The organism is Pseudomonas sp. 18173 (assembly GCF_050432945.1).
GTDB lineage: Bacteria > Pseudomonadota > Gammaproteobacteria > Pseudomonadales > Pseudomonadaceae > Aquipseudomonas.
Map to the genome: position 1 here is coordinate 279974 of NZ_JBKFTN010000002.1, position 25465 is coordinate 305438.

Sequence of the window (25465 nt, forward strand, 5' to 3'; positions counted from 1 at the left end):
CTTGGTTTACTCGGAAGTGGTCACGGCAACAGGCATGCCGGGACGTTCAGTGGATTCAGGGTTTTCGTCGGCCGCCACCGAACCGGGCTGAGGTGCCCGTTCGCGCAGCAGGAAGTAGGACAGGGCCGGAATCAGGATCAGCGCGCCGAGCATGTTCCACAGGAACATGAAGGTCAGCAGGATGCCCATATCGGCCTGGAACTTGATCGGTGACCAGACCCAGCACACCACGCCGGCCGCAAGGGTGATGCCCACCAGCCCGACCACCCGGCCGGTGAAGGACACGGCGTTGCGATAGGCCTGGGACAGCGGCAGGCCCTGGCGCTGGAAGTGCAACTGCACACTGAGCAAGTACAGTGCGTAGTCCACGCCGATGCCCACGCCGAGCGCGATCACCGGCAGGGTCGCAACCTTCACGCCGATGCCCATGGCCACCATCAAGGCTTCGCAGAGGATCGACGTGAGCACCAGCGGCAACAGCGCCACCAGGGTGGCGCGCCAGCTGCGAAAGGTGATCAGGCAGAACAGCGTCACTGCCGCGTACACGTACAGCAGCATGGTGTGGTTGGCTTCGCGCACGACGATGTTGGTCGCCGCCTCGATCCCGGCACTGCCGGCCGCGAGCAGGAACTGGCGATCGTCGCTGCTGTTTTCCCTGGCGAACTTGTCGGCAATCGCCACCACCGCATCCAGGGTTTCAGCCTTGTGATCCTTGAGGAAGGCGATCACCGGCATCAGCGAGCACTCGGTGTTGAACAGCTCCGGCGAGTTCACCGAGGCTTGCTGCGCGGCGTAGTTCAGCACGTCCTGGTTGCGCTGGATGCTGTTGAGCTTGGGGTTGCCTTCGTAGGTGCCGGCGGTGATCTGCCGCACCGCGTTGACCAGCGAAGCCGTGGCCTGCACGCCCGGGTGCTGTTGCAGCTCCCAGGCCAGGCGATCGGCGAGCACCAGGGTCTTGTAGTTCAGGCAACCTTCGGGAGCTGTCTTGATCATCACCGCGAACAGGTCGCTGGACAGCGCGTAATGCTGGGTGATGTAGGCGTTGTCGCGGTTGTAGCGCGAGTCGGCACGCAGCTCCGGTGCACCGCTTTCCAGGTCGCCGATCTTCAGGTTCAGGCTGACCACATAGCCGCCAATGCCCATCAGTACCGCGACCAGCACGGCGCCCGTGGCCCACTTGGCGGTGGTGAAGCGGTCGAGCAGATCCCAGAGCTTGCCGAAACCTTTGTGCTTTTCTGCACGGGTGTCGATTTTCAGCGCACGCTCGGCGGCCTTGGCGCCGACGCCGACATAGGACAGCGCCACCGGCATCAGCAACAGCGAGGTGAAGATCAGCACCGCGACGCCGATGCTGGCGGTGATCGCCAGGTCCTGGATCACCGGGATATCGATCAGCATCAGCACCGCAAAGCCCACGGCGTCGGCCAGCAATGCGGTGACGCCGGCAATGAACAGACGGCGGAAGGTGTAGCGCGCGGCGATCAGCTTATGGGTGCCACGGGCGATGTCCTGCATGATGCCGTTCATTTTCTGCGCGGCGTGGGACACGCCGATGGCGAAGATCAGGAACGGCACCAGCACCGAGTACGGATCGATGGCGTAACCGAGCCAGGCGACGATGCCCAGTTGCCAGACCACCGCGATCAGCGAGCAACCGACCACCAGCAGGGTGCTGCGCACGCAACGGGTGTAGGCGTAGATGATCACCAGCGAAGTGACGACCGCCAGGCCGAAGAACATCATCACCTGAATCAGGCCGTCGATCAGGTCGCCCATCAGTTTGGCGAAGCCGATCACCCGCACCTTGTACTGTCCGGTGCCTTCAACCCCGGATTTACGCGCGGCGCTGTCGCCGGCGTATTCGATCTTGTCGCGCAATTGCTCTTCGAGCATCTGCGAGAACGCGTGGTAATTGATGCGCTGTCCACCGGCCGCGGCTTTGTCCAGCAAGGGCACGACCAGCATGCTCGACTTGAAATCGCTGGCCACCAGGCTGCCGACGACGCCAGCGCGGGAGATGTTCTGGCGCAGTTGTTCGATTTGTTCAGGTTGCCCGGAATAGGTATCGGGCATCACCGGGCCACCCTGGAAACCGTCCTCGGTGACTTCGGTCCAGCGTACCGCCGGGCTCCACAGCGACTTCATCCAGGCGCGGTCGACGCCTTCGGTGAGGAACAACTGATCGTTGACCTGCTTGAGCACGTCCAGGTAACCAGGGTCGAAGATATCGCCCTTGGTGTTCTCGACCACCACCCGCACCGAGTTACCCAACCCGCGCAGCGACTGGCGGTTTTCCAGGAAGTTCTGGATGTACGGCTGGCTCTGCGGAATCATCTTTTCGAAGCTGGGGCGCAGCTCCAGGCGCGTCACCGCCATGTAGCCCAGCACCACCGTGGCCAGCGCCATCAGCAGCATGAACAGCGGGCGATAGTTGAACACCAGCCGTTCCAGCAGGTTGCCGGAGCGACGATCGAAATCACGCACATCGCGGATCACCGGCATGGCGTCTTGTTTGATATTGCCCATGTCTGGGTTCTCGCTCTTAGGGTTCTAGGGCTGGGTCGGCGGACAGCGTGCGGGTACCACGGCTGCCGGCCAGCACCAATGCGCCATCGGCGGACTGGGTGGCGCCGGCGACTGGCGTCGGTGCCGGTCGTTGCACCAGGTGCAACTGCTCGCCCGTTCCCTGGCTGACCAGCATCTGCCCGCCCTGGGTGAACAAGCGATAATTGCCACGGGCATCGATCAGGCCCGCGGTGATGCTGACGTGCAGGCCGGTGTCCAGCGCGGTCCAGCTCTGGCCGCCGTCGGTGCTGCGCAGCACGTTGCCGCGCAGGCCGTAGACCAGCACTTCGCCGGGCTTGCCGAGCACGCCGAAGAAGCTGCCTTGATAAGGCGTCGGCACGGCATTGAAGCGTTGGGCACTGTCATCCCATTTGAGCAACAGGCCCTGTTCGCCGGCGATGTACAAACCGTCGCCGGTAGAGGCGATGGCGTTGAGGTGAAAGCCTTGCGGGTTGTCGGTGCGATCCTGGAACGGGGTCCAGCTCTGGCCGCCGTCCTCGGTGCGCAGAATCAGGTTGAACACACCCACCACATACCCCAGTTTTTCGTTGGCGAACCAGACGTCGAGCAGCGGTTTGTCCGCGCCCTGTTCGGCTAGCTTCTGGCCCTCGGTGACCAGCAGCGGCCATTGCTCATTGCCCGGTTCGGCGCTCGCAAGCGCCGTGTAATGCTTGACCAGCAACTCGCCGATCTGGCGACCGTCGAGCTGCTTTTGCCAGGTCGCACCGGCGTCGCTGCTGTGCACCACCACGCCGTCATTACCCACCGCCCAGCCCTGGGTGGTGGTCGGAAAATTCACTGCGGTCAGATCGGCGCTGACCGGCACGGCGGCCTGCTGCCAATGCTTGCCGGCGTCATCGGAAAACAGAATATGGCCACGCTGGCCGACGGCAATCACGCGCCCACCGGCGCGGGCCATGCCGGACAGAGGGCTGTTGACCGCCAAGGCGCTGACCCTGGCGGGCAGGTCCAGCACATCGACGTATTCGGCCGCGTGGGCGATGCCCTGCGACAGGCAGAGCACAACGCCAAACGCCAGCTGCAACATATTATTTTTATACGAACACATACAGCGTCCTCTTCGGAAAACCGCGCCCATGCCGTTGTGGGAGCGAGCTTGCTCGCGATGGTCGTGAACGATTACGCGTGCTTTCTGGATGCCCGCGTCGCCCACTCGTCCATCGCGAGCAAGCTCGCTCCTACATCAACGCACCGGACCGTGCGGGTGCGTTGTTGCGGTTGGCTTAGCGAATACCGGCGCCAGCCAGGGATTCCGACGACCACTGCGCCTTGGAGAGTGGCTCGATGTACTTGATGCCACCATACGGACCGACTACGCCGTTGATGTTGTACGAACCACCGACCAGGTCGTAGATCATGAACGGTGTCGAATCCGGCACCTGCTTGTCGTAGCTCTGGCTCAGGAAGGCGAAGGAGCCGCGATAGAGCTGACCACGGGCGTCATATTGATCCGAGGCCAGAGCGGTCCAGCTGTCTTCGTCGAGGTAGAAGCGGCGCTTGGCGTAGATGTGACGGGCGCCGGCCTTGAGGTTGCCTTCAACCACCCATACGCGGTGTTTTTCCCAACGCACGAAGTCCGGTGCCAGGTGATTGGCAGTAGTCAGCGACTTCGGATCCTGGACGTAGGTCAGCTTGTAGGTGTTGTAGGGCACGATCATTTCCTGCTTGCCCACCAGCTTCCAGTCGTAGCGGTCCAGCGCACCGTTGAACACGAACACGTCGTCGTAGGTACCCGCGCCTGCAGTGCCTGGGTTAGGCGTGTCGTACGCCAGGTTCGGCGCCAGTTTCACCCGACGCTGGCCCGGCAGGTATTGCCAGGCGCGACGTGGCTGTTGCAGCGGGTTGGCGGCGTCCTTGAGCATCACCGCTTCGCCGGCCCGGCGCGCAGGGCCGGTGTACGACAGCTTCATCTGGTAGTACACGTCGGCGCTGCTGATCGGCTGCGACAGGTTTTCGTAGATCGGGTAGGAGATGTTCGCTTGCCCGGTGGTGGCCAGGCTCGGCACGCCGGCCGAGTCGACGTTCCAGGAATCGTACTTGGAGCTGATGCTGACGCCCTGGTAGCGCAGCAGGAAGTTCCACATCGCTTCGTTGCCCGACTGAGGAATCGGGAACGGCACGCCCGGCAGGACGTTGTCGATGGCCAGGCCACCTTCCAGGGACTTGGCACCGATGGCGTTCTTCACGCCGTTGTCCAGAATGGCCTGGGGCAGCGAAACGGTACGGTGGGTCGGGTAGACGTCGACATGGAAGGTCGCGAAACGCTTGGCCAGTTCAACGGTGGTTGCACTGAGCAGGCCCTTGTACTGATCGACGTTCTTGCCGTCGATCACCAGCAAGGGTTTCTCGCTGGCAAACGGATCCGGGCGCATGCTGTCACCGGATTTGAAACTGGCCGGCGGCGTAGTCAGTCCACCGTTGTAGGCAGGGATGGAACCATCGGCGTTCGCGGCTTTTTCAGCGCCCACCAGGGTCAGGCTGGTGCCCAGCTTGGCAGCTTCCTGAGTTGAAACAGCGGCCTGTGCCTGGGCGGCAAGGACCATGGCCAGCGAAACGGCCAACACGGTTTGTGCGAATTTCATCTTGTTATTCTCCTGCTTGCATTGAGCAAATCAGTGGTGCATCAAAAGGTTGTTTTCATCGTCAGGTACACCGCGCCACGGTCCTCGGTCGTGGCACCACCTCCGGAGAAGGACGAGTAGCCACCGGCGAAACAGGCGTAGTTTTCGTTGCCGCTAAAGGCGTTGGGAGTGGAGCCGTCACCGCCGTTCGGGCCGGTACTTACACCGCTGACGTTGCACTTTTCGGTTTTGCCAAAGGAGTCCACGTACTTCAGGTCGACAAAGTATTTGTTGTAAACAACGGCACCGAGGCCCACGGCATAGTTGCCGGTGTCCTTGGCACCGCCACCGGAGACCGGCGACACACCGTCGATACCGACGTTGACCGACATCGGCGCGTTGAGGTCGACACCAGGGAACACCTGGTACCAGGTCGGTGTGAAGTTGACCGCGATGCCCCAGTTGTCCCGGGTCGGCGCGTCGATGCCGCGATAGGTGTCCTTGCCTTTGTAGAGCGCCTCGTTCTTGCTATCGAGCTTGAGCAGGTTGCTGTAGTACAGCTCGGCCAGCACGGTTGCCTGATCGAACACCGGGGTTTTCGGCAGGGTCACCAGGCCGTTGAGTGTCCAGTGCAAGGTGTCGCCGGTGGCGCTCATGCTGTCGCCGCGGCTCGGGGTGTCGTAGATCACACCCGTGGCATCCGTACGCGCCGGCAACAGGCCCAGGCCCTTGCCCAGGCCCAGCGGGCTGGTGCTGCTGACAATCGCCGGAATACTGGCCAGCGGCATGTTGTGACGGATGTTCAGGTCCGAACCGACGCTGATCCCGCCCACGTCCTTGGACAGGCTCAGGCCAAAGATCTTGATGTTGTCGGCATAGGCCAGTTGATAGGTGGCGGTGTCCAGCGAGTTGAGGGTGTTGACCACCGCAGGCACTTGCCCCGCCGGCCGGCTGCCGTTGGCGTTGGCCGAGCTGATGCCCCTGGCATCCAGCCAGGCTTGCGGCAGGATTTCCGAAGTCTCGCGGTAGTAGACGCCGAGGGTGCCATCCAGCCAGGCCGGCGACCACTTGGCCATGATGCCCCAGTCGCCGCTGCTGCTTGGTGTCAGGTCATGCCCGCGACGCACGTTGGTCAAGGCGTTGCACGGTGCCAGGCCGCAACCCAGCGGGCTGCCAGGCACCACGGCGTTGGTGTTGCCGAGCAGGAACGACTGCGCACCATAGCCGATCAAGTCGGAACCACCGTAGTAAGTACCGGCTTCCGGCAGACGCGCAGCGTCCCAATCGAGGAAGTACTGGGCACCCACGGTCAATTCCGGATTGACGGTGAAGGTCATCGACAACTGGTTGCGCGGGACGAACAGTTCCTTGGCTTCGGTACCTGGCGATGCGGCAAGCTTGGCCAGGTCGAGGCCGGACTGGCCGTAGCTGACCGAGTGCACCGGGTTGAGAATGGTCTCGCCCCAGAACACGTTGTGCTGGCCGGCCTTGGCGCTGAACATCGACTCCTCGCCCACTTCGGTGCTGTAGAACACGAAGGCATCGAGGATTTCGCCCGAAGGACCGCTGTAGTAGCGCTGGGCATAATTGCTCAGGTGCGGGCTGCCAAAACCGACGTTGTCATGGGTGACCGCTGCCAGGCGCGGATCGTTGGCGACCAGGCCCGACGTCGATCCATTGCCGTTGACGAACGGGTTGGAGTTGGAGCCGGTGTTGTCATAGGCCTTGTCGTACCAGCTGGCGGCGCTGACGCGAAAGCCCATGGCGTTCTTGTAGACCACATCCATTTCGGTCAACAGGTCGATACGGTTAGTGATGTTGGTACCGGCCTTGCGGAAGTTGTAGTCGCCGTCGTTGTTGTTCGGCGTTCCCAGCATGCGTTTGTCTGCACTTTCGGTGCGCACGCCGTAGTTGTACTTGACAGTGTTATCCAGGCGCGCGGTCCAGTCCGGGTTGCCCAGATCGATCTCGACACCATGGGCAGCAGGCGCGATGACGGCCAGGATGGCCGAGGCCAGCAAGGTGTAGCGTGCTGCGGTGAAGCCGTGACTCTTATTGTTGTGCATTGCGTTGTCTCCGCCTTTTTGTATTTGTTTTAAGCGCAGCCGCCCTCGCGCATTCCTCTTCGGGTCTGCGTTCTCAGGAGTGAGGGCAAATGCCGGTTGGCGTGCTGCCAGACCGGTTCCTGTACTAGCGGTCCAGCTGCAGGATGAGTGCCTCGGCTTGCTGCCAATGGCCAAATCCTGCGGCCGGATTGAGATGGCCGACATCGCCCAGATTGAGCAATTCGGCGCCCCAGCCTTCTGCCATGCGGGTGACCGCAGACAGGCTGGCCAGGTGATCGTTTGTGCTGCCGGCCACGATGCTGCGAAATGGCAGCGGGCCTTGGGGCAGAGGGTTCCAGCCCTGGCTACGCAGGGTTTCGGAAGACGGATAGTTTGCCGGCCAGACCGCATCGAGGTCCGGTGGCGCGGCCAGCAAGGCGCCCTTGATCGGACGGCTGTAATGCGCCGTCCAGTGCGCGACCATCAGCACGCCGGCACTGTGGGCCACCAGAATCACGGGCCCGTCGATTTGTTCGAGTTCGTGTTGAATCGCCCGCACACGGGCCATGCAGTCGAGCTTGTCGGTCTCCAGCGGCGCAACACTGCGCACTTTGCCCAGCCTGTCTGCAAGCAACGTTTGCCAATGTTCGGCCACATGCTCGCGCAGACCCGGAACGATCAGAATGGTGGCGGCAGTTTGCAGTTTGTCCACAGTCAACACCTTCGCTTTCTCGATAACTCGACTGGCTGTTTTCGCCAGAGGCTTTTTGTAGGGTCGACATTAAAGAGCGACCACCCAAAGCGCTTTACATTGGACGTCATGCACTTTTCTTTTGATGACAAATTGTCGGACAGCAGGACACTATGACCGCTGGTCGAAAAGTGCCACAGGTTGGCGCAGGGTCACTGTAATCAACGGATGCGGGACGATCCCATCAACCCACGCAGAGATTGCGTGACCGACGGCATGAAAACCATCAACAACATGACAACTGTTCAACTGTTGATACGCTGGATATAGTCGCCACGCTCACGCCAATCGCCATCGGCCCAGGGAAGACCTTCGCATGCCCAAGCTTGTCCGCGCCGCCGTCATGACCAACTACCTGGAGGTCACCCAGTACCTGGGTTTCAACCCGCGAGATGTCCTGGCAGGCGTCGGCCTGAGCAGAGCCCAATTGCAAGCGCCTGAAACCCGCATCCCCATCGATGCCGCGGTGCGCCTGCTGGAAGATTCCGCCGCCGCCAGCGGTTGCCAGACTTTCGGCCTGAGCATGGCCGAGTCGCGCCAGCTCTCGGACTTCGGCGTGGTCAGCCTGCTGCTCAGCCACCAGCGCACCCTGCGCGATGCCTTGCAGGTTGTGGTGAACTACCGGCACCTGATGAACGATTCGCTGGCCATCTTCATTGAAGAGGCCGGCAAGATGGTGATCATTCGCGAAGAGGTGGTCACCGAAACGCCAATGCCCAGCCGCCAGGCCACGGAGCTGGCCATCGGCGTGATGTTCCGGCTGTGCTCGGCCCTGCTCGGCTCACACTGGCACCCCTACAGCGTCAACTTCATGCACCAGCCACCGGAGAACCTGCACCTGCATCGCCGGCTGTTCGGCTGCAACCTGGAGTTCGGCAGCGAGTTCAACGGCATCGTCTGCCCCGACATCAGCCTCGACATGACCAACCCCAACGCCGACCCGGCCATGGCGCGCTACGCCCAGAGCTACCTCGACTCACTGCAGAACCATGAAGGCGCCTCGATGCTGTTCGAGGTGCGCAAGGCCATCTACCTGCTGCTGCCCATGGGGCGCGCCACCATCGAACAGGTGGCCCAGAGCCAGGGCATGAACGTGCGCACCCTGCAACGCCGCCTCAAGGACGACGGCTGCGCCTTCAACGATGTGATCAACGACGTGCGCCGCGACCTGGTGCTGCGCTACCTGGACAACCCGAACTACTCGCTCAGCCGCATTGCCGACATGCTCGGCTACTCGATGGCGAGTTCGTTTACACGGTGGTTCATCAGCCAGTTCGGTATGCCGCCGGCGACTTGGCGCACGCAGAAGCAGGGGGCTGCGAAGGTTCAGGTGGATGTTGCGGGGCAGCCGGTTCCCAAAGAACCCTGATTCCACGGGACCATCGTAGTCCGGACATGAAACTTGCCTATGAATAGTTATTAAACGGCATGTTTTCGGTGATGTTTTTTGAGACTCGATGGCCACTTGAACGCCCGGTTACAACCAGGTTTCATGCAGCGATACGAACGCTCATCGGTATGTGTTCGACGATGTTGAGCCAGGTTTCCCGACTGCTTAAATGCTGCAGTGCATTCCGGTTCTTTACAGCCATAAGGCCGCACACCGGTATGTGTTCTCAAATGTCTAGCCAGACCTGCCAACCGAAAAAATGCTGCAGTGCATTCCGGTTCTTTACAGCCATAAGGCCGCACACCGGTATGTGTTCTCAAATGTTGGTTAAGGTTGTGCTTACGTGAAAAGACTTTGCCACAGGTGGGACAGGCAGGACCACTTGGCGTAGGAGGCTCACCCGCCGAGGAAGGGCCAGCAACGGGAGCTCTCATTGGCTGGCCTGTCGTGGCGCTCCACTCTTCAAGCATACGGGCTTCCTGCTCAGGCCTTGGGCTTGCAAGTATGTGATCCAGATCCAGATCCACGGTGATGGGGCCCAGTGCTCTTGCCAACCGCTCAATTTCAGCAGACTGACTTGGATCTATCGGTCTCGCAAGCAACTCATCCACATCAAACTCGATGACGTTCGAAGTTCGTTGGCCAGCCGGACTCCCCACCCGTCCATCCCGGTCTACTTTGCCCACCGGCGAATTGCCCACGAACCGATACAGGTTCAACCCATCCACTGCCCCTGCCGGGTCGGGATTGATCCACCGCCCCAGCCACGGCGCGAAGTAGCGATAACCGTAGTAATACAACCCGGTCGCATCACGCTCCTTGCCCGAGTAACGAAGGGTTTTCCAGGCGCCACTCTGATCGCGGTGGTCTTCCCACGCCGTACCGCCAAACGGGTAATACACTTCGCGGCTCTGCACCTGGGCATGTTCATCGAGTTCCAGCGTGCCGGAGCCTTGGTGGTCGGTGAGGTGGTAACGCAACGCATATTCCGGCGCACCGGGCCCGAGCAGCCATTGCACGCGATTGCGGCCGGCTTCGAGGTCGATTACCTGGTGCGACGGGGCGCCATTGCGCAGATGGATTTCCAGTCCCGGCAGGTAACGCACTTCGGCGAACACGGTACGAGTACCGGTCAGGGCCGTGCGGACTTTGCGCAGGCGTTTGCCTCCGCCGCCGTAGAGGTAGCGTTCGGTATCGTCGGCTTCGTTTTCCCGTTGTACGGGCGAAACGCTGGTGAGTTGGTTGCGTAAATCCCAGGACATGGCCTGGCCACGATGCAGAAAGCGCAGGTTGCCATTGCGGTCGAAGCGGCTGTCGAAATCCGCCGGCTGATCCTCTTCGAGCAGACTGCGATTGCTGTTCGGGGCGATGACCCAGCGCCGGGTGAATGATTGCGCGCCGAGGTGCCGTAATTCGGTCAGGTTGCCGGCCGCGTCATAATCGTATTCCTCGCGGTAATTGACCACGGCGTTGGCGTCGTTGAAGGTGCGATAGCGGGTCATCGGATAAGAAGCGGCTTGTTCGGTTTCCCACCCGGTGGCGCTGATCAACTGGCCCAGGCTGTCATAGCCGAAGCTGCGCAGCGCCTCGATGCGCTGGTTCTTGTAGAAACGCACAGGCAGGACATGGTCCTCGATACTCACGATATTACCCACCGCATCGACCTCATAACGCAGATCCTGCAAGGGTGACGCACCGGGCAATGCGGCGACCAAGCGTAGCAAACGCCCATCGTTGGGTGCGTACTCGGCCTCGGTGACTACGCCGTTGCCAGCGGTTTCCCGCTCGACCTGACTGCTCGGGTTGTAACGAATATCGTGCACCAGGCACTGTCCGGGTGCCGGGCTATTCGCCGGTTGCAGCCAACCCTCCTTGAGCTGTCCAGCCACGCTGTAGTTGAACCGCCGACGGTTGTCGCTGGCGTCGGTAAGACTCAGCAAGTCGCCGGCAGGGTTATAGGCCCAGCGACTCTCCAGCCCCATCCCGGATTCAAGCAATGCATCACGTGCCGACTCGTCCTGTGGCCAATCGGGAGTGTCCAACACAGTGAGAAAGTGGCTGATTTCACTCGTCGCCAGCCCCAGCACATCGTACTCGGGCATATGCCGGGTGCCGGCCGGGTCGTCGTGACGAATCAGCCGGCCACACTGATTGCCGACCTGAAGATGGGCGCCGCCATACTCGAAGCGCTCGACCACCCGCACCGCCTCACCACGCGCCTGCTCCATCACCACCGCTGGGCGTATCGACGTATCGTATTCAAAGTCCTGCCGCGTGCCGCGACTGTCCCACTGAACCAGGGCTTCACCGGTCTGACCGAGCATCGATACACGCCAACCGGCATCGACGCTTTCAGTCAGCAGCACTTGCCCCGTCAGGCTAAACCCATGACTCAATGCCGAAATCGGCAACCGCGCATCCCACTGTTCAACCCCGCGCCCCGCCGCATCGAATACCTGCCGCGTGACCCGAGCCTGCGGCGCTTGTCCGGCCTGCGCGCGCCAGTAGCCCACACCGCGCACCGCAAGCCCTCGCGAGTCCATGACCGCGAGTGTGGGCGTTGCGTGATGCACACCGGGATTGTTCATGGACACTGGATAGCATTTGCTGTCGGGTAGCGTCTACTGTCAGAAATTACAGGTGGATGCCAAAACACTGACGACTGGCCACCACAAAAAAACGGCGACTGCTGGTACAGTCGCCGTGAAGAACCGGTGTTTGTGACACCGGTCGGGAGCCCCACGGCATGAGGAGTCAATACCGTGTTGCCCTGCCATAAAACCATGGGTGGTGACGCGTTCAGAGCCCCCAGTGCAGCAACAACAGCACCAGCACGACCAGGAACACCGTCTCCCCGACCATCAGCAGGATCGGCTTGATCCCGACCGCCGCCAGCTCCTTGAGCCGGGTCTTCATACCCAGGGCACTGATGGAAATCACCAGGCACCAGCGCGACAGTTCGTTGACCGATCCTTGCACCGCAGGCGCCACCCATCCGGTGCTGTTGATGCAGGCCAGGATCAGAAAGCCGACGGCGAACCACGGCAACAGCGGCGGGCGCTTGCCGGTGGTGTCGGCGCCTTGCATGCGGGTGATCATCGCCGCGGTGACGATCACCGGCAGCAGCATGGCAACGCGCATCAGCTTGACCACCGTGGCCGTGTCGCCGGTCTCGGTCGACATGCTGTAGCCGGCGCCGACCACCTGGGCCACGTCGTGGATCGTGGCGCCGAGGAACACCCCCGCCACCTGCGGCGATAAATGCAGCCAGTTGGCGATCATCGGGTAGACGATCATCGCCAGCGTGGACAACGCCGAGACACCGATCACCGTGAACAATGTGGCGCGTTCTTTCTGCGGATGGTTCGGCAGCGCCGCCGCCAGGGCCAAAGCCGCCGAGGCACCGCAGATGGCCGTCGCGCCACCGGTCAGCATGCCGAACAGGCGCTGGAAACCCAGGGCCTTGGCCGCGATCACCGACACACTGATGGTCACCACCACCAGGATCACCACCAGCGCTATCGGCTTCCAGCCCAGCGCCGCCATTTGTTCCAGGGTGATGCGCATGCCCAGCAGCGCCACGCCAATGCGCAGCACCGTGCGGGCGGTGAACTCGATACCGGCCTTGCAGGGGCCGTCATCGGCAAGAAAATTCAGGGCCATGCCCAGCAGCAAGGCGAACAGCATGACCGGCGCACCGTAGTGCTCGGACAGGAACGACGCGGCAGCGGCCACGATCAGGCTGACGATAAAGCCCGGTGCCAGTTCGCGCGTGCGACTGTGGATACGGGTGAGAGCGATGGCGCTCATGGCGCGGCCTCCTCGGGAGCGATGACGATGAACGCCTGGTCGTCGATGATCTCGACCGGGTAGCTCGTGACTTTTACGGCTTTGGAATTCAGCAGGTAGCCGCTGTGCAAATCGAAGCGCAGGCCATGGGCGCAGCATTGAATCACCCGCCCCTCAAGCCGCCCGCCACACAGCGACGCACCCTGGTGCGGGCAACTGTCGTCGATGGCAAACAACTGCCCGTCGACGTTGAACAACGCCAGGCTTTTGTCTTCGAATTCGAACAGCGCCCGGCCACCGGCCTGCGGGTGTTTGCCGGCCGGTACCGGAATACGCCGGGTCATGCCGGTTGCCGCTCGAGATCACTGGCCTTGAGGGCTTCGTTCATGGCCCCGAGCAGCGCCTGGGCAGGCTGGGCACCGATCACCGTCATGCGGCGGTCGAACTGGAAGCTCGGCACACCACTGGTCGCATCGGGCGATCCTTCGAATGGCGTGGCGTCGCCCTTCAGGCAATCGAGCACCGCGTCCGCATCGACGCCACAGGAGCGGGCAATGTCGAGCAAGGTCTCACGGCAACCGAGGTTTTCGCGTCTCAGGAAATACGCGGCGAACAGTCGTTCGAGCAACATCTCACGCTGACTGGCATTGCCCGTCTTGCTGACGCGTTCGAACAGACGGTGAGCGTCCGCGGTGTTGGGCATCGTCTCGATGCGGCTGAGGTCGATGGTCAGTCCGACCGCCCCGGCAGCCTGCTGTACCTGGGCCTGGCGCATGGTCACGGCGTCAGCGTTGCCCAGGCGCTTGCGATAGAAATCGGCGAAGGGCTCACCCTGCACCGGCAACTGAGGCAACAACTGCACGCCATGCCACACCGTGGTGATCTGCACGTCCGGGTGGCGACTGCGAAACTGTACCTGCGCATGCTCCAGTTGACGTTTGCCGATCAGGCACCAGGGGCAGATAAAATCGAAAAACACATCAATACGTAAACGACGACTCACAACTTCACCTCTAGCCCGGCTTCACTGACGGGGTCAGGCACGCTCTGACCCTGAAGGCGGGCAATATCTCTGTGGTAATGACACTTGGCATAAAAGAACACCGCTGCCGCCGCAAGGCTGACCAGTGGCACCAGTTGGAACGCGGCATGCAGGCCGATCAGGTCCGACACCCGGCCGGTGATGAACGGCCCAGGTGCCAGCCCCAGCATGTTGTTGGCCAGGGTCAGCGTGGCGAACGCCGTACCGTGCACCGAGTAATGGGTCAGGTTGGCAACCATCGCGCCGCACGGGCCGGTGGTGCCGGTGGCAATCAGCATGCCCAGGCAGATCAGCAGCAATTGCACAGGCCCTGCCTGCAAGGCGAACGCCGCCGACAACAGCAGGCAGCTGCCCAGGCAAAAGCCGATGGCCAGGCTGACCTTGCGCTCGGGCGAGTGGCGGCACAGACGATCGCTGAGCATGCCGCACAGAATCATGCCCGTACCGCTGCACAACACGATGATCGCCGCCATGCCGCCGGCCTTGTCGGTGGGCATGTCGTAGTAGCGGTTGAGGTAGCTTGGAATCCACACCATCACCGTACCGCCGACGAACAGCTGCAGGCCGCTGGCAACGTAGGTCGCCACCACCGAACGGCTGGACCACAGCGTGCGCAACGGCCGCTTGACCGCCACCTTTGCCTTGTTCGCCACTTGAGCGGCACGCTGCGGAGCGATGCGCGCTTCCTTGACGATCAGCGGATAGAGCAGCGCCAGCATCAGGCCAAACAGCGACATGCCGGCGAACGACCAGCGCCAGCCCAGCTTGGCCGCGATGGCGCCGCCCAGGGCCATGCCCAACACCGAGCCGAACATCCCGCCAGCCATGAAGGCACTGGCCAGGGTGGCGCGCATGTGTTTGGGGAACACCGAAATCACCACGGCGATGCCCACGCTGCCGTAGGCGGCTTCGCCGACGCCGACCATGAATCGTGCGATGAACATCTGCTGGTAGTCCTGCGCCAGCGCGCAGCCCAGAGTCGCCAGGCTCCAGAGCATTGCCATCAGCGCCAGGCTCTTGACCCGGCCGAAACGGTCGGCCATCAACGACAGCGGGAATGTCAGCAGGCCCACCATCAATGCAACGATGCCGCTGAGCAGACCGAGCTGGCCGTCGCTCAACGCCCACTCGCCCTTGAGCAACGGGAATACCGCGTTCAGTACCTGACGCGACATGTAATCGGAAATCAACAGGCCGAACGTCAGTGCAAAGACGATCCAGGCATATTGGCGCGCAACGCCGACACTACCGGTGTCGTCATCGTCGGCGGCGATTGGGTGAAAGGCCATGCAGCCTCCTCAAAGCTTCGTTTTATTGTTTTTATCAAGCGTGTTGCAGCTCGGTGCGCGAGCGGTCACGGCCCCTCGCGCACCTGATCGGTCAGCCGCGTTGCGGCACGCCTTTCTGCCCAGCCTTGCGGTTGGGGGCCATGCCGTTGGCCAGCAGCGTTTCCTCGACGGTTTCGTACTGCACGCCGATACGGTAGATCTCGCGAGCTTCCTTGCCGGTAGCGATTTCGCGCCCCAGTTCGTGGGCAATGCGCACGGTCTGCTGGATCTGTGCCACCGAGCCGAAGCGATCGCCCTTGTGATCAATGATAGTGTCTTCGTTGCCCACACGCGGGTGCATGCCCATGGCCATCGACATGGTGTTGAACGGCATCACGTTCTTGAGCAGCGATTCGGAGGTCAGGGTGCAACCGTCCGGCGCGCGGTGGATGAAGTTGAAGAAGTTGAACGGGTTCGGGCCGTCGAAACCGCCACCGATACCGATCCAGGTCAGGTTCAGCGGACCCTTGTAGATGCCCCTGCGCACCAGGCGCTCGAGGGTTTCCATCGCATGCATGCCGGTCAGCTGGAAGTGCGGCTGGATGCCGTTGTCCATCAGGCGCTTGAGGTGCTCGGCCACCCAGGCCGGGCCGGCCGGTACGGTCATTTCGCTGTAGGCGGCATGGATCAGCGGGTTATCCAGGGAAGTGCCTTTGAGGTACTCCGGATACAGCAGCTCCATGATGTTCATCTGGGTGGTGTTGATCGCCACGGTGACCTGATCCGGTTTTGGCGTCAGCTCGGCCAGCATGTGGCGGGTATCGTCGGACAACCACTTGGCCGCTTCACCGTCGCTTTCCGGGGCGAAGGAAATCGAGCCGCCGACCTGGATGATCATGTCCGGCACCGCTTCACGCACACCGGCGATCAGCTCATTGAACTTCGACAGACGCTTGGAACCCTTGCCGTCCAGTTCACGCACGTGCAAGTGCAGTACGGTGGCGCCGGCTTCGTAGCAATCGACCGCTTTCTGGACTTGCTCGTCCATGGTCAGCGGGATGTCTTCCGGGAAATCTTCAGGCATCCATTCCGGGCCGTACGGGGCCACGGTGATGACTACCTTTTCCATGTTTTCCGGGTGCAGGGAATCGTCGAAGAATTGCATGGTCTACTCCAGTTCTTAGGGCAGTTCTTATGATTGTTCCGTCCACCCGGGATCGTGCCGGGCAGACGTGTTAACGAGTGCTGATGCAGGTGGCGTTCGATCAGAACGTCTTGTCGCCGATGATCCCGGCACGCTCCATCTTGCGATGGCACGGCGGGTAGTCCATGACGGCGTAGTGCTGGGTACTGCGGTTGTCCCAGATGGCGATGCTGTTGGGCTTCCAGCGCCAGCGCACCTGATACTCGGGGATGTACGCCTGGCTGATCAGGTAGCGCAGCAATTCGCTGGCGCCGGGGTTGGCGTCCTGGCCGAAGCGCACCCGCTCGGGGGTGTGGTAGTTGCTGAAGTGGGTGGTGAAGGCATTGACGAACAGCACCTTCTCGCCGGTTTCCGGATGGGTGCGCACCACCGGGTGTTCGGCGTCCGGGTACATCGCCTTGAGCGCCAGGCGCTTTTCGATCGGCATCGCCGCGCCGAAACTCGCTTCGATACTGTGCCGGGCGCGCAGGTCGGCAATCTTGACCTTTACGTCTTCCGGCAGGTTTGCATAGGCCTGGACCATGTTGGCCCACATGGTGTCGCCGCCGACCGGCGGGCATTCCACGCAGCGCAACACGCACCCCATTGGCGGCGCCTCGCGCCAGGTGGCGTCGGTGTGCCAGGCGTTTTCATAGCGGTCCATCGGCTGGTCCGGATTCTTGTAGATCCGCACCAGCCCCGGGTGATCCGGATCGCTGCCGGCCACCGGATGATCCTCCAGCTCGCCAAAGCGACGGGCGAAGGCCACGTGATCGGCGCGGGTGATGTCCTGATCACGCAGGAACACCACGCGGTGCTTGAGCAACTGGGCACGAATCTCGGCAAACAGACCGTCGTCATGGACGGCGTCGGCCAGATTGACGCCGATCAGTTCGGCGCCAATGCTGCAGGTCAATTGTTCGACTTTCATGGCTGGCCGCTCCTTAAATGACGAAAATCGACGAGCCAGTGGTCTTGCGTGACTCAAGGTCGCGATGGGCCTGCACGGCGTCCTGCAACGCGTAGTGCTGGTTGATCTCGATCTTGATCCGGCCGCTGCCGACGTGGTCGAACAACTCACCGGCCAGTGCGGCTTTTTCCGCCGGGTCGCTGATGTAGTTGGCCAGGGCCGGACGGGTCAGGTACAGCGAACCTTTCATCGCCAGCATCACCGGGTCGAACGCCGGGATCGGTCCGGATGCGGTACCCACGCAGACCATCAGGCCACGGGGTTTCAACGAATCCAGCGAACCCATGAAGGTGTTCTTGCCAACGCTGTCGAACACCACGTTGACGCCCACACCGTCGGTCAGTTCGCGAACGCGAGCGGCGACGTCTTCATGGCTGTAATTGATCGTATGGTCGCAACCGTGAGCGCGGGCGATTTCGGCCTTTTGCTCGGTCGACACCGTGCCGATCACGTTCAGGCCCAGCAATTTTGCCCACTGCGAAACGATCAGGCCGACACCACCGGCAGCGGCGTGCAGCAGGATGGTGTCGCCAGCCTTGAAGTCGTAGATGCGGCGCATCAGGTACGAAGAGGTCAAACCGCGCATGGTCATCGCGGCAGCCGTTTCGAAGCTGATGGTTTCCGGCAGCTTGATCAGCGGCGCGGCCGCGATCAGGCGCTCGGTGCTGTAGGCGCCGAGGGTGTTGAGGAAACCGGTGTAGGTGACGCGATCGCCGACTTCGACGTTGGTGACCCCTTCACCAACGGCCTGGACGACGCCAGAGGCCTCGACACCCATGCCGTTGGGCATAGGAATCGGATAGGTACCGTTACGGAAATAGGTGTCGGCATAGTTCAGGCCGACTGCCACATGACGAAGCCGAACCTGACCTGGACCGGGTTCGCCGACTTCGACGTCCTCATAACGTAGAACTTCGGGACCACCGGTTTCGTAAAAGCGTACGGCTTTTGCCATTTTTCTTATTCTCCAATCTGCAATATGGGCGTGTTGCATCGAATTGCGCTGATTGGACTGTAGGACGAGGCCCTTTTGGACGCTTCTCATCAGACGACAATGGCTTTTCATTTGGTGACAGGCGGGTCAGCTCGCTCCTTGCTGCCCGGGGGCTTGTCATTTTTTGTTTCCGGTGGCGACCGGTGCCGGCGGGTTGCACCGTCGCCACCTGCGCTATCATCGCCCGCCTCGATGCCCCAAGAGCCTTGACCCCGGATGCCCGAAACACTGCCACTGCCCGACGATCACCAAACCCTGCCGCCGGTCCTGGCGGGCCCGCTGTTGCGGCGTCTTGAGCCCACGCGGCTGGTGCTGTGGCTGGTAGGTTCCCGGGCGCTGGCGCTGACCTTGCGCTTGCAAGGCGTCGGCGATATCCGCCTCGATGCCGGGCAATGCACGGTGATTGCAGTGGGGGCTCATGCCTTTGTGCACCTGATCGATGTGCACCTCGATTGCGCCCTGCCCTGCGATGAGTCGATCGACTATGACCTGCTGATCGATGGCGCGGAAAAGGGCATCGCCGACTGGGCGCCACACCTGCTGTATGGCGATGCCCAATGCCCGAACTTCGTCCTGCGCGCACGGGTCGACCAGTTGCTGCACGGCTCCTGCCGCAAGCCACATCACCCGGCGGCGGACGGCGTGCTCTGCGTCGACCGGTTGCTGGCGCAGGAACACAGCGCCAAGGACCGCCCGGCACTGCTGATGATGACCGGCGATCAGGTCTACGCCGACGATGTCGCGGGGCCGATGTTGCGGGCGATTCACGCCTTGATCGAGCGGTTGGGGTTGTTCGGCGAACATCTGGAAGGTGCCGTGGTCAGCGACAGCGCCAGGCTCTACGAGCACCCGGCCAGTTACTACCACCGAGCTGATTTGCTTCCGTCGCTGAAAAGCAACGAAACCCTGCGTGATCGCTTCTTCGGTGGGGCGCGCAAGCCGATTTTCACCAGCAGCAGTGCCGACAACCATCTGGTGACCTTCGCCGAAGTCATGGCCATGTATGTGCTGGTCTGGTCGCCAACGCCCTGGACCCTGATCACGCCCCAGCCGCCGACGCTGACACCGGAACGACTCAAGCGCTACGCCCTTGAACAGACGCGCATCGATGCCTTCAAGGCAGGCCTGGGCCACGTTGCACGGGCCCTGGCGCACCTGCCGACGCTGATGATCTTCGACGACCACGACATCACCGACGACTGGAACCTGTCCGCACAATGGGAGGAAACCGCCTACGGCCATCCGTTCTCCCGACGCATCATCGGCAACGCACTACTGGCGTACATGCTGTGCCAGGGCTGGGGCAACAATCCGGATGCGTTCGCTGCCCTGCTGGAAAAGGCCGGAGCCTTGAGCGCCAGCGCACACGAGCGTCACCTCGAGAGCAGGGTCCAGGATGATTTGATCGATGAGCTGCTGAAGTTTCAGCACTGGCATTACGTGCTGCCGACGACCCCGGCCATGGTGGTGATCGACACCCGCACCCGGCGCTGGCGCAGCGAGATGAACCTCAAGCAGCCTTCCGGCCTGCTCGACTGGGAAGCCCTCAGCGAACTGCAACAGGACCTGCTGGACCACCCGAGCGCCATCATCGTTTCGCCGGCCCCGATCTTCGGCGTCAAACTGATCGAAACCGTGCAACGGGTGTTCAGCTGGTGCGGTTATCCACTGCTGGTGGACGCGGAAAACTGGATGGCCCATCGCGGCGCGGCGCAGGTAATCCTCAACATTTTCCGCCACTCGCGCACGCCGGGTAACTACGTCGTGCTGTCGGGCGACGTGCACTACTCCTTCGTCTACGAAGTGCTGATCCGCCACCGCAAAGCCGGGCCACGCATCTGGCAGATCACCAGCAGCGGCATCAAGAACGAATTCCCGGCCGCCCTGCTCGAGTGGTTCGACCGCCTCAACCGCTGGCTGTACTCACCACGCTCACCGCTCAACTGGCTGACCAAACGTCGACGCATGCGCATCGTCCCGCACGTCCCGGAACACGCCGAAGCCGGCGAGCGGCTATGGAACTCGGCGGGGATCGGCCAGGTGTTTTTCAACGAAAAAGGGCAACCGCAGACGATCTACCAACACAACTCGAACGGCTCACCGAAGACCCGGATGATTGCCCCGCAAAGCGACGACTGAGGCAGAGAAGACGCCACGAAAAACTGTGGGAGCGGGCTTGCTCGCGAAAGCGGTGGGTCAGAGAAGAAGATGTCGACTGTCACACCGCATTCGCAAGCAAGCCCGCTCCCACACAAGAGCAGAGCAACTGCGGATCGGCGTACACAGACGCTTTTCACCACCCAACAGGCCGAGCGTTAGCTCGCCTGCCGCTCTTGATCTTGATCCACCCGCCCCCTCGGCAGACTGAGCGGAGGTGTTCATCCGGGGACTGGCGCGCAGCGCCGTTCGACGCAGTCGAACCCATTGCATGCAGGTCGAGCGCAGCCGACCGGAGGGCAATGCCCCCGGATGGACACCGGAGCGAAGGAACCCCGAGCCCAGGCGAGGGGCCGGACGTTCGGGGCGAGACCTTTGGTTCCTTTGGGGCGTTTGCCAAAGGGACTCGCCGTAAGGGCGAAACCATCAGTCGCCGTTACCCAGAAACGGATATGTAATCAGTCAGGCCGCCTTCGCGAGCAAGCCCGCTCCCACAATTGGATCGGGTGCAGCGGTAATATCAGATCAACTTGCAAACAGTCGCTCCCACATTTGAACGGTGTCGCCCATGGACCTCACCCGAACCCTGATCATCGGCAACTCCGGCTCCGGCAAGAGCTGGCTGGCACAGCGGCTGGCCAAGCAATTACACGCCCCCTGGACCGACCTCGACCAGATTCACTGGCTCTGCGACGAACACAGCATCGCCCGCCCCCGAAACGAAGCACTGGGAATGGCACGCCGCGCGGCAAGCGAAGAGCACTGGGTGATCGAAGGCGTCTACGGCTGGATCCTCAGCGAAATCCTCCACCGAGCCACAACGTTGATCTGGCTGAGTGTCGGGGACGAAGAATGTGTGGCCAACATTCGACAACGCGAGGCCAGACGCGATGAACAGGACCTGTTGCTGATCGCCTTGCTGGAATGGGCGGGCAGCTATCACCAACGGCAGGAGTCCAGTGGGTTTGCGGCGCATCAGCAACTGTTCGAGGGGTTTTGCGGTGCGAAAATCAGGTTGGAAGGTCGGGAGGAAATCACCGCACTGGTTCGTCACTCGTAAGCATTCGGAGCTGTGGTCGGACACAAGCCTGTTGGATGGCATGTATCTCAGAATGGGATTACACCTGTCTCGGAAACGTCCTGAGGAACATTCAGCGATACTTGATACAAATGTGGATGCACTTTCTACGTAACAACCACTCGTAGGTATCGCCTTGCTAACATGTACTCATTTCTGTACGTTCTCTGCATCAAGCGAGGACAAACACATGGAAACCATCAACTACACCAACGCTCGGGCACATCTGGCGCAAACCATGGACCGGGTGAATGAAGATCGCGCCCCGCTACTGGTAACTCGCCAGAAAGGCGAGCCGGTAGTGATGATGTCATTGGCCGAATACAACGCTCTCGAAGAGACCGCCTATCTGCTCCGCTCCCCAGCCAACGCTGAACGCTTGATCAAATCAATCGGTAACCTGCGAGCCGGCAAAACCAAAGCCAGGCAACTGATTGAAGAATGAATATCGAGTTCACCCCTGAAGCCTGGGACGACTATCTCTGGTTCCAGCAGAACGATAAGGCTGGGCTCAAACGTATCAACCTGTTGGTCAAGGCTATCCAACGTGAGCCTTTCGACGGCCTTGGAAAACCCGAACCGCTCAAGCATAACTTGAGCGGGTTCTGGTCACGCCGGATTACGGCTGAGCATCGTCTGGTCTACGCCATTGAAGACGGAGAAATACGTATCGTGATGTGCAGATACCATTACTGAGCAGAACCTCAGCCCGCTTTCACTACCCGACTAACCCCCCTGACAATCATCTCCACCTCCCGCTTATCAATGGTTAGCGGCGGCAGCAGGCGAATGGTTTTGCCCCGCGTGACATTGATCAGCAAGCCATGATCCCGTGCCGCGATCAAACTCAGGTCACGGATCGGCTGCTTGAGCTCGATGCCGATCATCAGCCCCTGACCACGAATCGCCATGACATTCGGATTACCCGCCAACTCTGCGCGCAATCTGTCGAGCAGGCGCTCACCCTGACGCCGGGCGTTTTCCAGCAGCCCCTGTTCTTCAACGATATCCAGCACCGTGCAACCGACCCGGCAAGCCAGCGGATTACCACCGAAGGTGCTGCCGTGGCTGCCCGGCGTAAACAGTTCAGCCGCCCTGCCACGGGCCAGGCAAGCGCCGATGGGCACGCCGTTGCCCAGGCCTTTGGCCAGGGTCATGACGTCCGGGACGATGCCTTCGTGCTCGAACGCGAACCACTGGCCGGTGCGGCCGATACCGGTCTGGATTTCATCGAGCATCAACAGCCATGAGCGCCGGTTGCACAGTTCGCGCACGGCGCCGAGATAGCCCGGTGGCGCCAGCTGCACGCCGCTTTCGCCCTGGATCGGCTCCATCAGCACCGCCACGATCCGTGAACCATAGGCCTGCTGCACCTTGTCCAGCGCGCCGAGGTCGCCGAACGGCACTTTGACGAAATTCCCCGGCAGTTTGTTGAAACCCAGGCGTACCGCCGGGCCATCGCTGGCAGACAATGTGCCGAGGGTGCGGCCGTGGAATGCGTTCTCCATGACCACCACCAACGGTTGCTCGATGCCTTTGTGCCAACCGTGCAGCCGGGCGATTTTCAGTGCGGTTTCGTTGGCTTCGGCCCCGGAGTTGTTGAAAAACGCCCGGTCCATGCCCGCCAGCCGGGTCAGTTTCTGCGCCAGCCGCTGTTGCCAGTCGATGCTGTAGAGGTTCGAGGTGTGCAGCAGCAGCCCGGCCTGTTCAACGATGGCGGCAACGATTTTCGGATGGGAGTGACCGACATTGGTCACCGCCACACCGGCCACCGCATCCAGGTATTCGCGACCGGCCTGATCCCACAGGCGAGTGCCCAGGCCCTTGTTGAAACTCAAGGCCAGGGGTTGATAGGTGCTCATCAGGCAGGCGGCGGTCATGACATCAAGCTCCAGCAAGGGTCGGTGTTTTTGCAGTATGGTTAGCCACCAGAACTGGATAAACAGCGTAATACTTCGATCATTTAAAAGCAGGGCTTGATAATGGACTTATTCCAGGCAATGAACGTCTACGTCAAAGTGGTGGAAACCGGCAGCATGACCGCCGCTGCTTTGCAGTGCGAAATGTCCACGACCATGGTCGGCAACCACCTCAAGTCCCTGGAGCAACGGCTGGGTGTGCGCCTGCTCAACCGCACGACGCGGCGCCAGCGGCTGACCGAGTTCGGCGCCGCGTATTACCAGCGCTGCCTGGAAGTGTTGGGGCTGGTGGCCGATTCCGAGCGCCTGGCCGAACAGGCGCTCGACGAGCCGAGCGGCACCTTGCGCATCACCGCCCCCTTGACCTTCGGTACCGAGCGCCTGGCACCGGCACTGAGTGAGTTCAGCCGGCAGAACCCACGGGTGAAACTTGACGTAGTGCTGACCAACCGCCGCCCGGACCTGCTGGAAAACGGTCTGGACGTGGCGTTTCGCCTCGGCGCGCTGGAGCCCTCCAACCTGATCGCCCGCCCGCTGATCGACTACACCCTGACCATGTGCGCCTCACCGGAATATCTCGCCCGTCGGGGCACTCCGCAAACGCCTGAAGACCTGCGACACCACGACTGCCTGTCCTTTGCCTATCCGGCCGGCGATGACTGGCAATCGGTGCAAAAGGAATGGCGCCTGGCCGGTCCCGATGGCGAAGTCAGCGTGGGGGTCGGCGGGCCGATGCTGATCAACAGTTCGGCCGGTTTGCATCAGGCCGCGCGGACCGGCATGGGCATCGTGATGATGCCCGACGCCTTGGTCGAACAGGACATCAAGGACGGAAAGCTGCTGGCCTTGATGCCCGATTACTGCCCGCCCAGTCGGCCGATGCACCTGGTCTATGCCCAGGATCGCCATCGTTTGCCGAAGCTGCGCCGTTTCGTCGAATTCGCCGTACAGAGGTGGGGCAAGCACCCGTCGGCCGAATAGGCCATGCAGTCGCTGATCGCCATTTACATCCCCGCCTTCACCAGCACCGGTTGTTCCTGGTAACGGTTCGGGTACAGCTGTTTCAACTGCGCGACCTTCGGCAAGTCATTGATCACGATGTACGGATAGGTCGGATGCTCGGTCAGGAAGTCCTGATGTTCTTCTTCCGCCGGGTAGAAACCGTTGAAGGTTTCGAGTTTGGTCACGATCGGCTTGTCGAAGACATGCGCGGCGTCGAGCTGGGTGATGTAGGCCTGTGCGACCCGCTGCTGCTCAGTGCTTTTGGTAAAGATCGCCGAGCGATACTGGGTGCCGCTGTCCGGCCCCTGACGGTTGAGCTCGGTGGGGTTGTGCGCCACTGAAAAGTAGATTTGCAGCAAGGTGCCGTAGCTGACCTGGCCGGGATCGAACGTGACTTCGACCGATTCCGCATGCCCGGTATTGCCGTTGCTGACCCGCTCGTATTGCGCGGTATTGGCCGCCCCGCCCGCGTAGCCGGAGACGGCGTTTTTCACACCTTTGACATGCTGGAACACCCCTTGGACGCCCCAGAAGCAGCCGCCGGCGAACACCGCGGTTTCGCTGCGGGCCTGGGTGGTTTCGTCGAGTGCCGGCGCTGGAATGATGACCGCCTGTTCGGCACTGCCGAAAGAGAAAGCCGAGCATTGGCTGATGATGCCGGCAGCCGCCAGCCCCAGCAGGGTACGGCGCCAGGTGAAGAGGGTTTTCATGGGGCGAACTCCTGAAGCGT

The 25465-nt window shown here is 61.7% G+C and carries 21 protein-coding genes; 6 read left to right on the forward strand and 15 right to left on the reverse strand.

Annotated elements, in window-relative coordinates:
* Positions 1–6 precede the first annotated feature (6 nt).
* The 5 genes from ACLD1X_RS03420 to ACLD1X_RS03440 form a co-directional block, all read right to left on the reverse strand.
* A complete protein-coding gene (locus tag ACLD1X_RS03420; protein WP_429366113.1) occupies positions 7–2526 on the reverse strand; it encodes an efflux RND transporter permease subunit in 2520 nt (839 codons plus the stop codon).
* Positions 2527–2542: 16 nt separating this feature from the next.
* Entirely contained in the window at positions 2543–3634 is a 1092-nt protein-coding gene (locus ACLD1X_RS03425) for a WD40/YVTN/BNR-like repeat-containing protein (RefSeq protein WP_429366114.1), read from the reverse strand.
* A gap of 175 nt (positions 3635–3809) precedes the next feature.
* Positions 3810–5168, reverse strand: a complete 1359-nt coding sequence (locus ACLD1X_RS03430) for a DUF1329 domain-containing protein (RefSeq protein WP_429366115.1) — start codon at positions 5166–5168, stop codon at positions 3810–3812.
* A gap of 41 nt (positions 5169–5209) precedes the next feature.
* Positions 5210–7213 (reverse strand): DUF1302 domain-containing protein, encoded by a 2004-nt coding sequence (locus tag ACLD1X_RS03435; protein ID WP_429366116.1) that lies wholly within the window; start codon positions 7211–7213, stop codon positions 5210–5212.
* 124 nt (positions 7214–7337) lie between these two features.
* Positions 7338–7904 carry an RBBP9/YdeN family alpha/beta hydrolase gene (locus ACLD1X_RS03440; protein ID WP_429366117.1) on the reverse strand — a complete coding sequence of 189 codons (567 nt, stop codon included), beginning with the start codon at positions 7902–7904 and terminating at the stop codon, positions 7338–7340.
* A 355-nt stretch (positions 7905–8259) separates the two neighbouring features.
* On the opposite strand from ACLD1X_RS03440, the gene ACLD1X_RS03445 reads away from it, so the two are divergent.
* Entirely contained in the window at positions 8260–9312 is a 1053-nt protein-coding gene (locus ACLD1X_RS03445; protein ID WP_429366118.1) for an AraC family transcriptional regulator, read from the forward strand.
* Positions 9313–9362: 50 nt separating this feature from the next.
* Here the strand turns inward: ACLD1X_RS03445 and ACLD1X_RS03450 are convergent, their stop codons facing one another.
* The 8 genes from ACLD1X_RS03450 to ACLD1X_RS03485 all read right to left on the reverse strand — a co-directional run bounded on the left by ACLD1X_RS03450 (position 9363) and on the right by ACLD1X_RS03485 (position 18540).
* Entirely contained in the window at positions 9363–11921 is a 2559-nt protein-coding gene (locus ACLD1X_RS03450; RefSeq protein WP_429366119.1) for an RHS repeat-associated core domain-containing protein, read from the reverse strand.
* A gap of 211 nt (positions 11922–12132) precedes the next feature.
* Positions 12133–13143 carry a YeiH family protein gene (locus ACLD1X_RS03455; protein ID WP_429366120.1) on the reverse strand — a complete coding sequence of 337 codons (1011 nt, stop codon included), beginning with the start codon at positions 13141–13143 and terminating at the stop codon, positions 12133–12135.
* Positions 13140–13466 (reverse strand): Rieske (2Fe-2S) protein, encoded by a 327-nt coding sequence (locus ACLD1X_RS03460; protein WP_429366121.1) that lies wholly within the window; start codon positions 13464–13466, stop codon positions 13140–13142. Before ACLD1X_RS03460 ends, ACLD1X_RS03455 begins: the two co-directional genes overlap by 4 nt.
* Positions 13463–14125: a DsbA family oxidoreductase gene (locus ACLD1X_RS03465; RefSeq protein ID WP_429366122.1), complete on the reverse strand. Its 663-nt coding sequence runs from the start codon at positions 14123–14125 to the stop codon at positions 13463–13465. Before ACLD1X_RS03465 ends, ACLD1X_RS03460 begins: the two co-directional genes overlap by 4 nt.
* Entirely contained in the window at positions 14122–15453 is a 1332-nt protein-coding gene (locus tag ACLD1X_RS03470; RefSeq protein ID WP_429366123.1) for an MFS transporter, read from the reverse strand. Before ACLD1X_RS03470 ends, ACLD1X_RS03465 begins: the two co-directional genes overlap by 4 nt.
* Before the next feature lie 91 nt (positions 15454–15544).
* Positions 15545–16597: a 3-keto-5-aminohexanoate cleavage protein gene (locus ACLD1X_RS03475; protein ID WP_429366124.1), complete on the reverse strand. Its 1053-nt coding sequence runs from the start codon at positions 16595–16597 to the stop codon at positions 15545–15547.
* A 100-nt stretch (positions 16598–16697) separates the two neighbouring features.
* Entirely contained in the window at positions 16698–17546 is an 849-nt protein-coding gene (locus tag ACLD1X_RS03480) for a TauD/TfdA dioxygenase family protein (RefSeq protein ID WP_429366125.1), read from the reverse strand.
* 13 nt (positions 17547–17559) lie between these two features.
* The gene (locus ACLD1X_RS03485; RefSeq protein ID WP_429366126.1) at positions 17560–18540 is read right to left on the reverse strand and encodes a quinone oxidoreductase family protein; all 981 of its coding nucleotides are present in this window, start codon (positions 18538–18540) and stop codon (positions 17560–17562) included.
* Positions 18541–18795: 255 nt separating this feature from the next.
* Here ACLD1X_RS03485 and ACLD1X_RS03490 point away from each other — a divergent pair, with 255 nt between their 5' ends.
* The 4 genes from ACLD1X_RS03490 to ACLD1X_RS03505 all read left to right on the forward strand — a co-directional run bounded on the left by ACLD1X_RS03490 (position 18796) and on the right by ACLD1X_RS03505 (position 22510).
* A complete protein-coding gene (locus ACLD1X_RS03490) occupies positions 18796–20718 on the forward strand; it encodes an alkaline phosphatase D family protein (RefSeq protein WP_429366127.1) in 1923 nt (640 codons plus the stop codon).
* A 586-nt stretch (positions 20719–21304) separates the two neighbouring features.
* On the forward strand, positions 21305–21796 hold the full coding sequence (locus ACLD1X_RS03495) for an adenylate kinase (protein ID WP_429366128.1): 492 nt from the start codon (positions 21305–21307) through the stop codon (positions 21794–21796).
* Between the two features lie 208 nt (positions 21797–22004).
* Entirely contained in the window at positions 22005–22259 is a 255-nt protein-coding gene (locus ACLD1X_RS03500; RefSeq protein WP_057716335.1) for a type II toxin-antitoxin system prevent-host-death family antitoxin, read from the forward strand.
* Complete coding sequence (locus tag ACLD1X_RS03505) at positions 22256–22510, forward strand: Txe/YoeB family addiction module toxin (RefSeq protein ID WP_429366129.1); 255 nt, start codon at positions 22256–22258, stop codon at positions 22508–22510. The genes ACLD1X_RS03500 and ACLD1X_RS03505 overlap by 4 nt, the downstream gene beginning before the upstream one ends.
* 8 nt (positions 22511–22518) lie before the next feature.
* Here the strand turns inward: ACLD1X_RS03505 and ACLD1X_RS03510 are convergent, their stop codons facing one another.
* A complete protein-coding gene (locus tag ACLD1X_RS03510; RefSeq protein WP_429366130.1) occupies positions 22519–23694 on the reverse strand; it encodes an aspartate aminotransferase family protein in 1176 nt (391 codons plus the stop codon).
* 102 nt (positions 23695–23796) lie between these two features.
* On the opposite strand from ACLD1X_RS03510, the gene ACLD1X_RS03515 reads away from it, so the two are divergent.
* Positions 23797–24714: a LysR family transcriptional regulator gene (locus tag ACLD1X_RS03515; RefSeq protein ID WP_429366131.1), complete on the forward strand. Its 918-nt coding sequence runs from the start codon at positions 23797–23799 to the stop codon at positions 24712–24714.
* Between the two features lie 23 nt (positions 24715–24737).
* On the opposite strand, the gene msrA is transcribed toward ACLD1X_RS03515, so the two are convergent.
* On the reverse strand, positions 24738–25445 hold the full coding sequence (gene msrA, locus ACLD1X_RS03520) for a peptide-methionine (S)-S-oxide reductase MsrA (protein ID WP_429366132.1): 708 nt from the start codon (positions 25443–25445) through the stop codon (positions 24738–24740).
* Positions 25446–25465 lie beyond the last annotated feature (20 nt).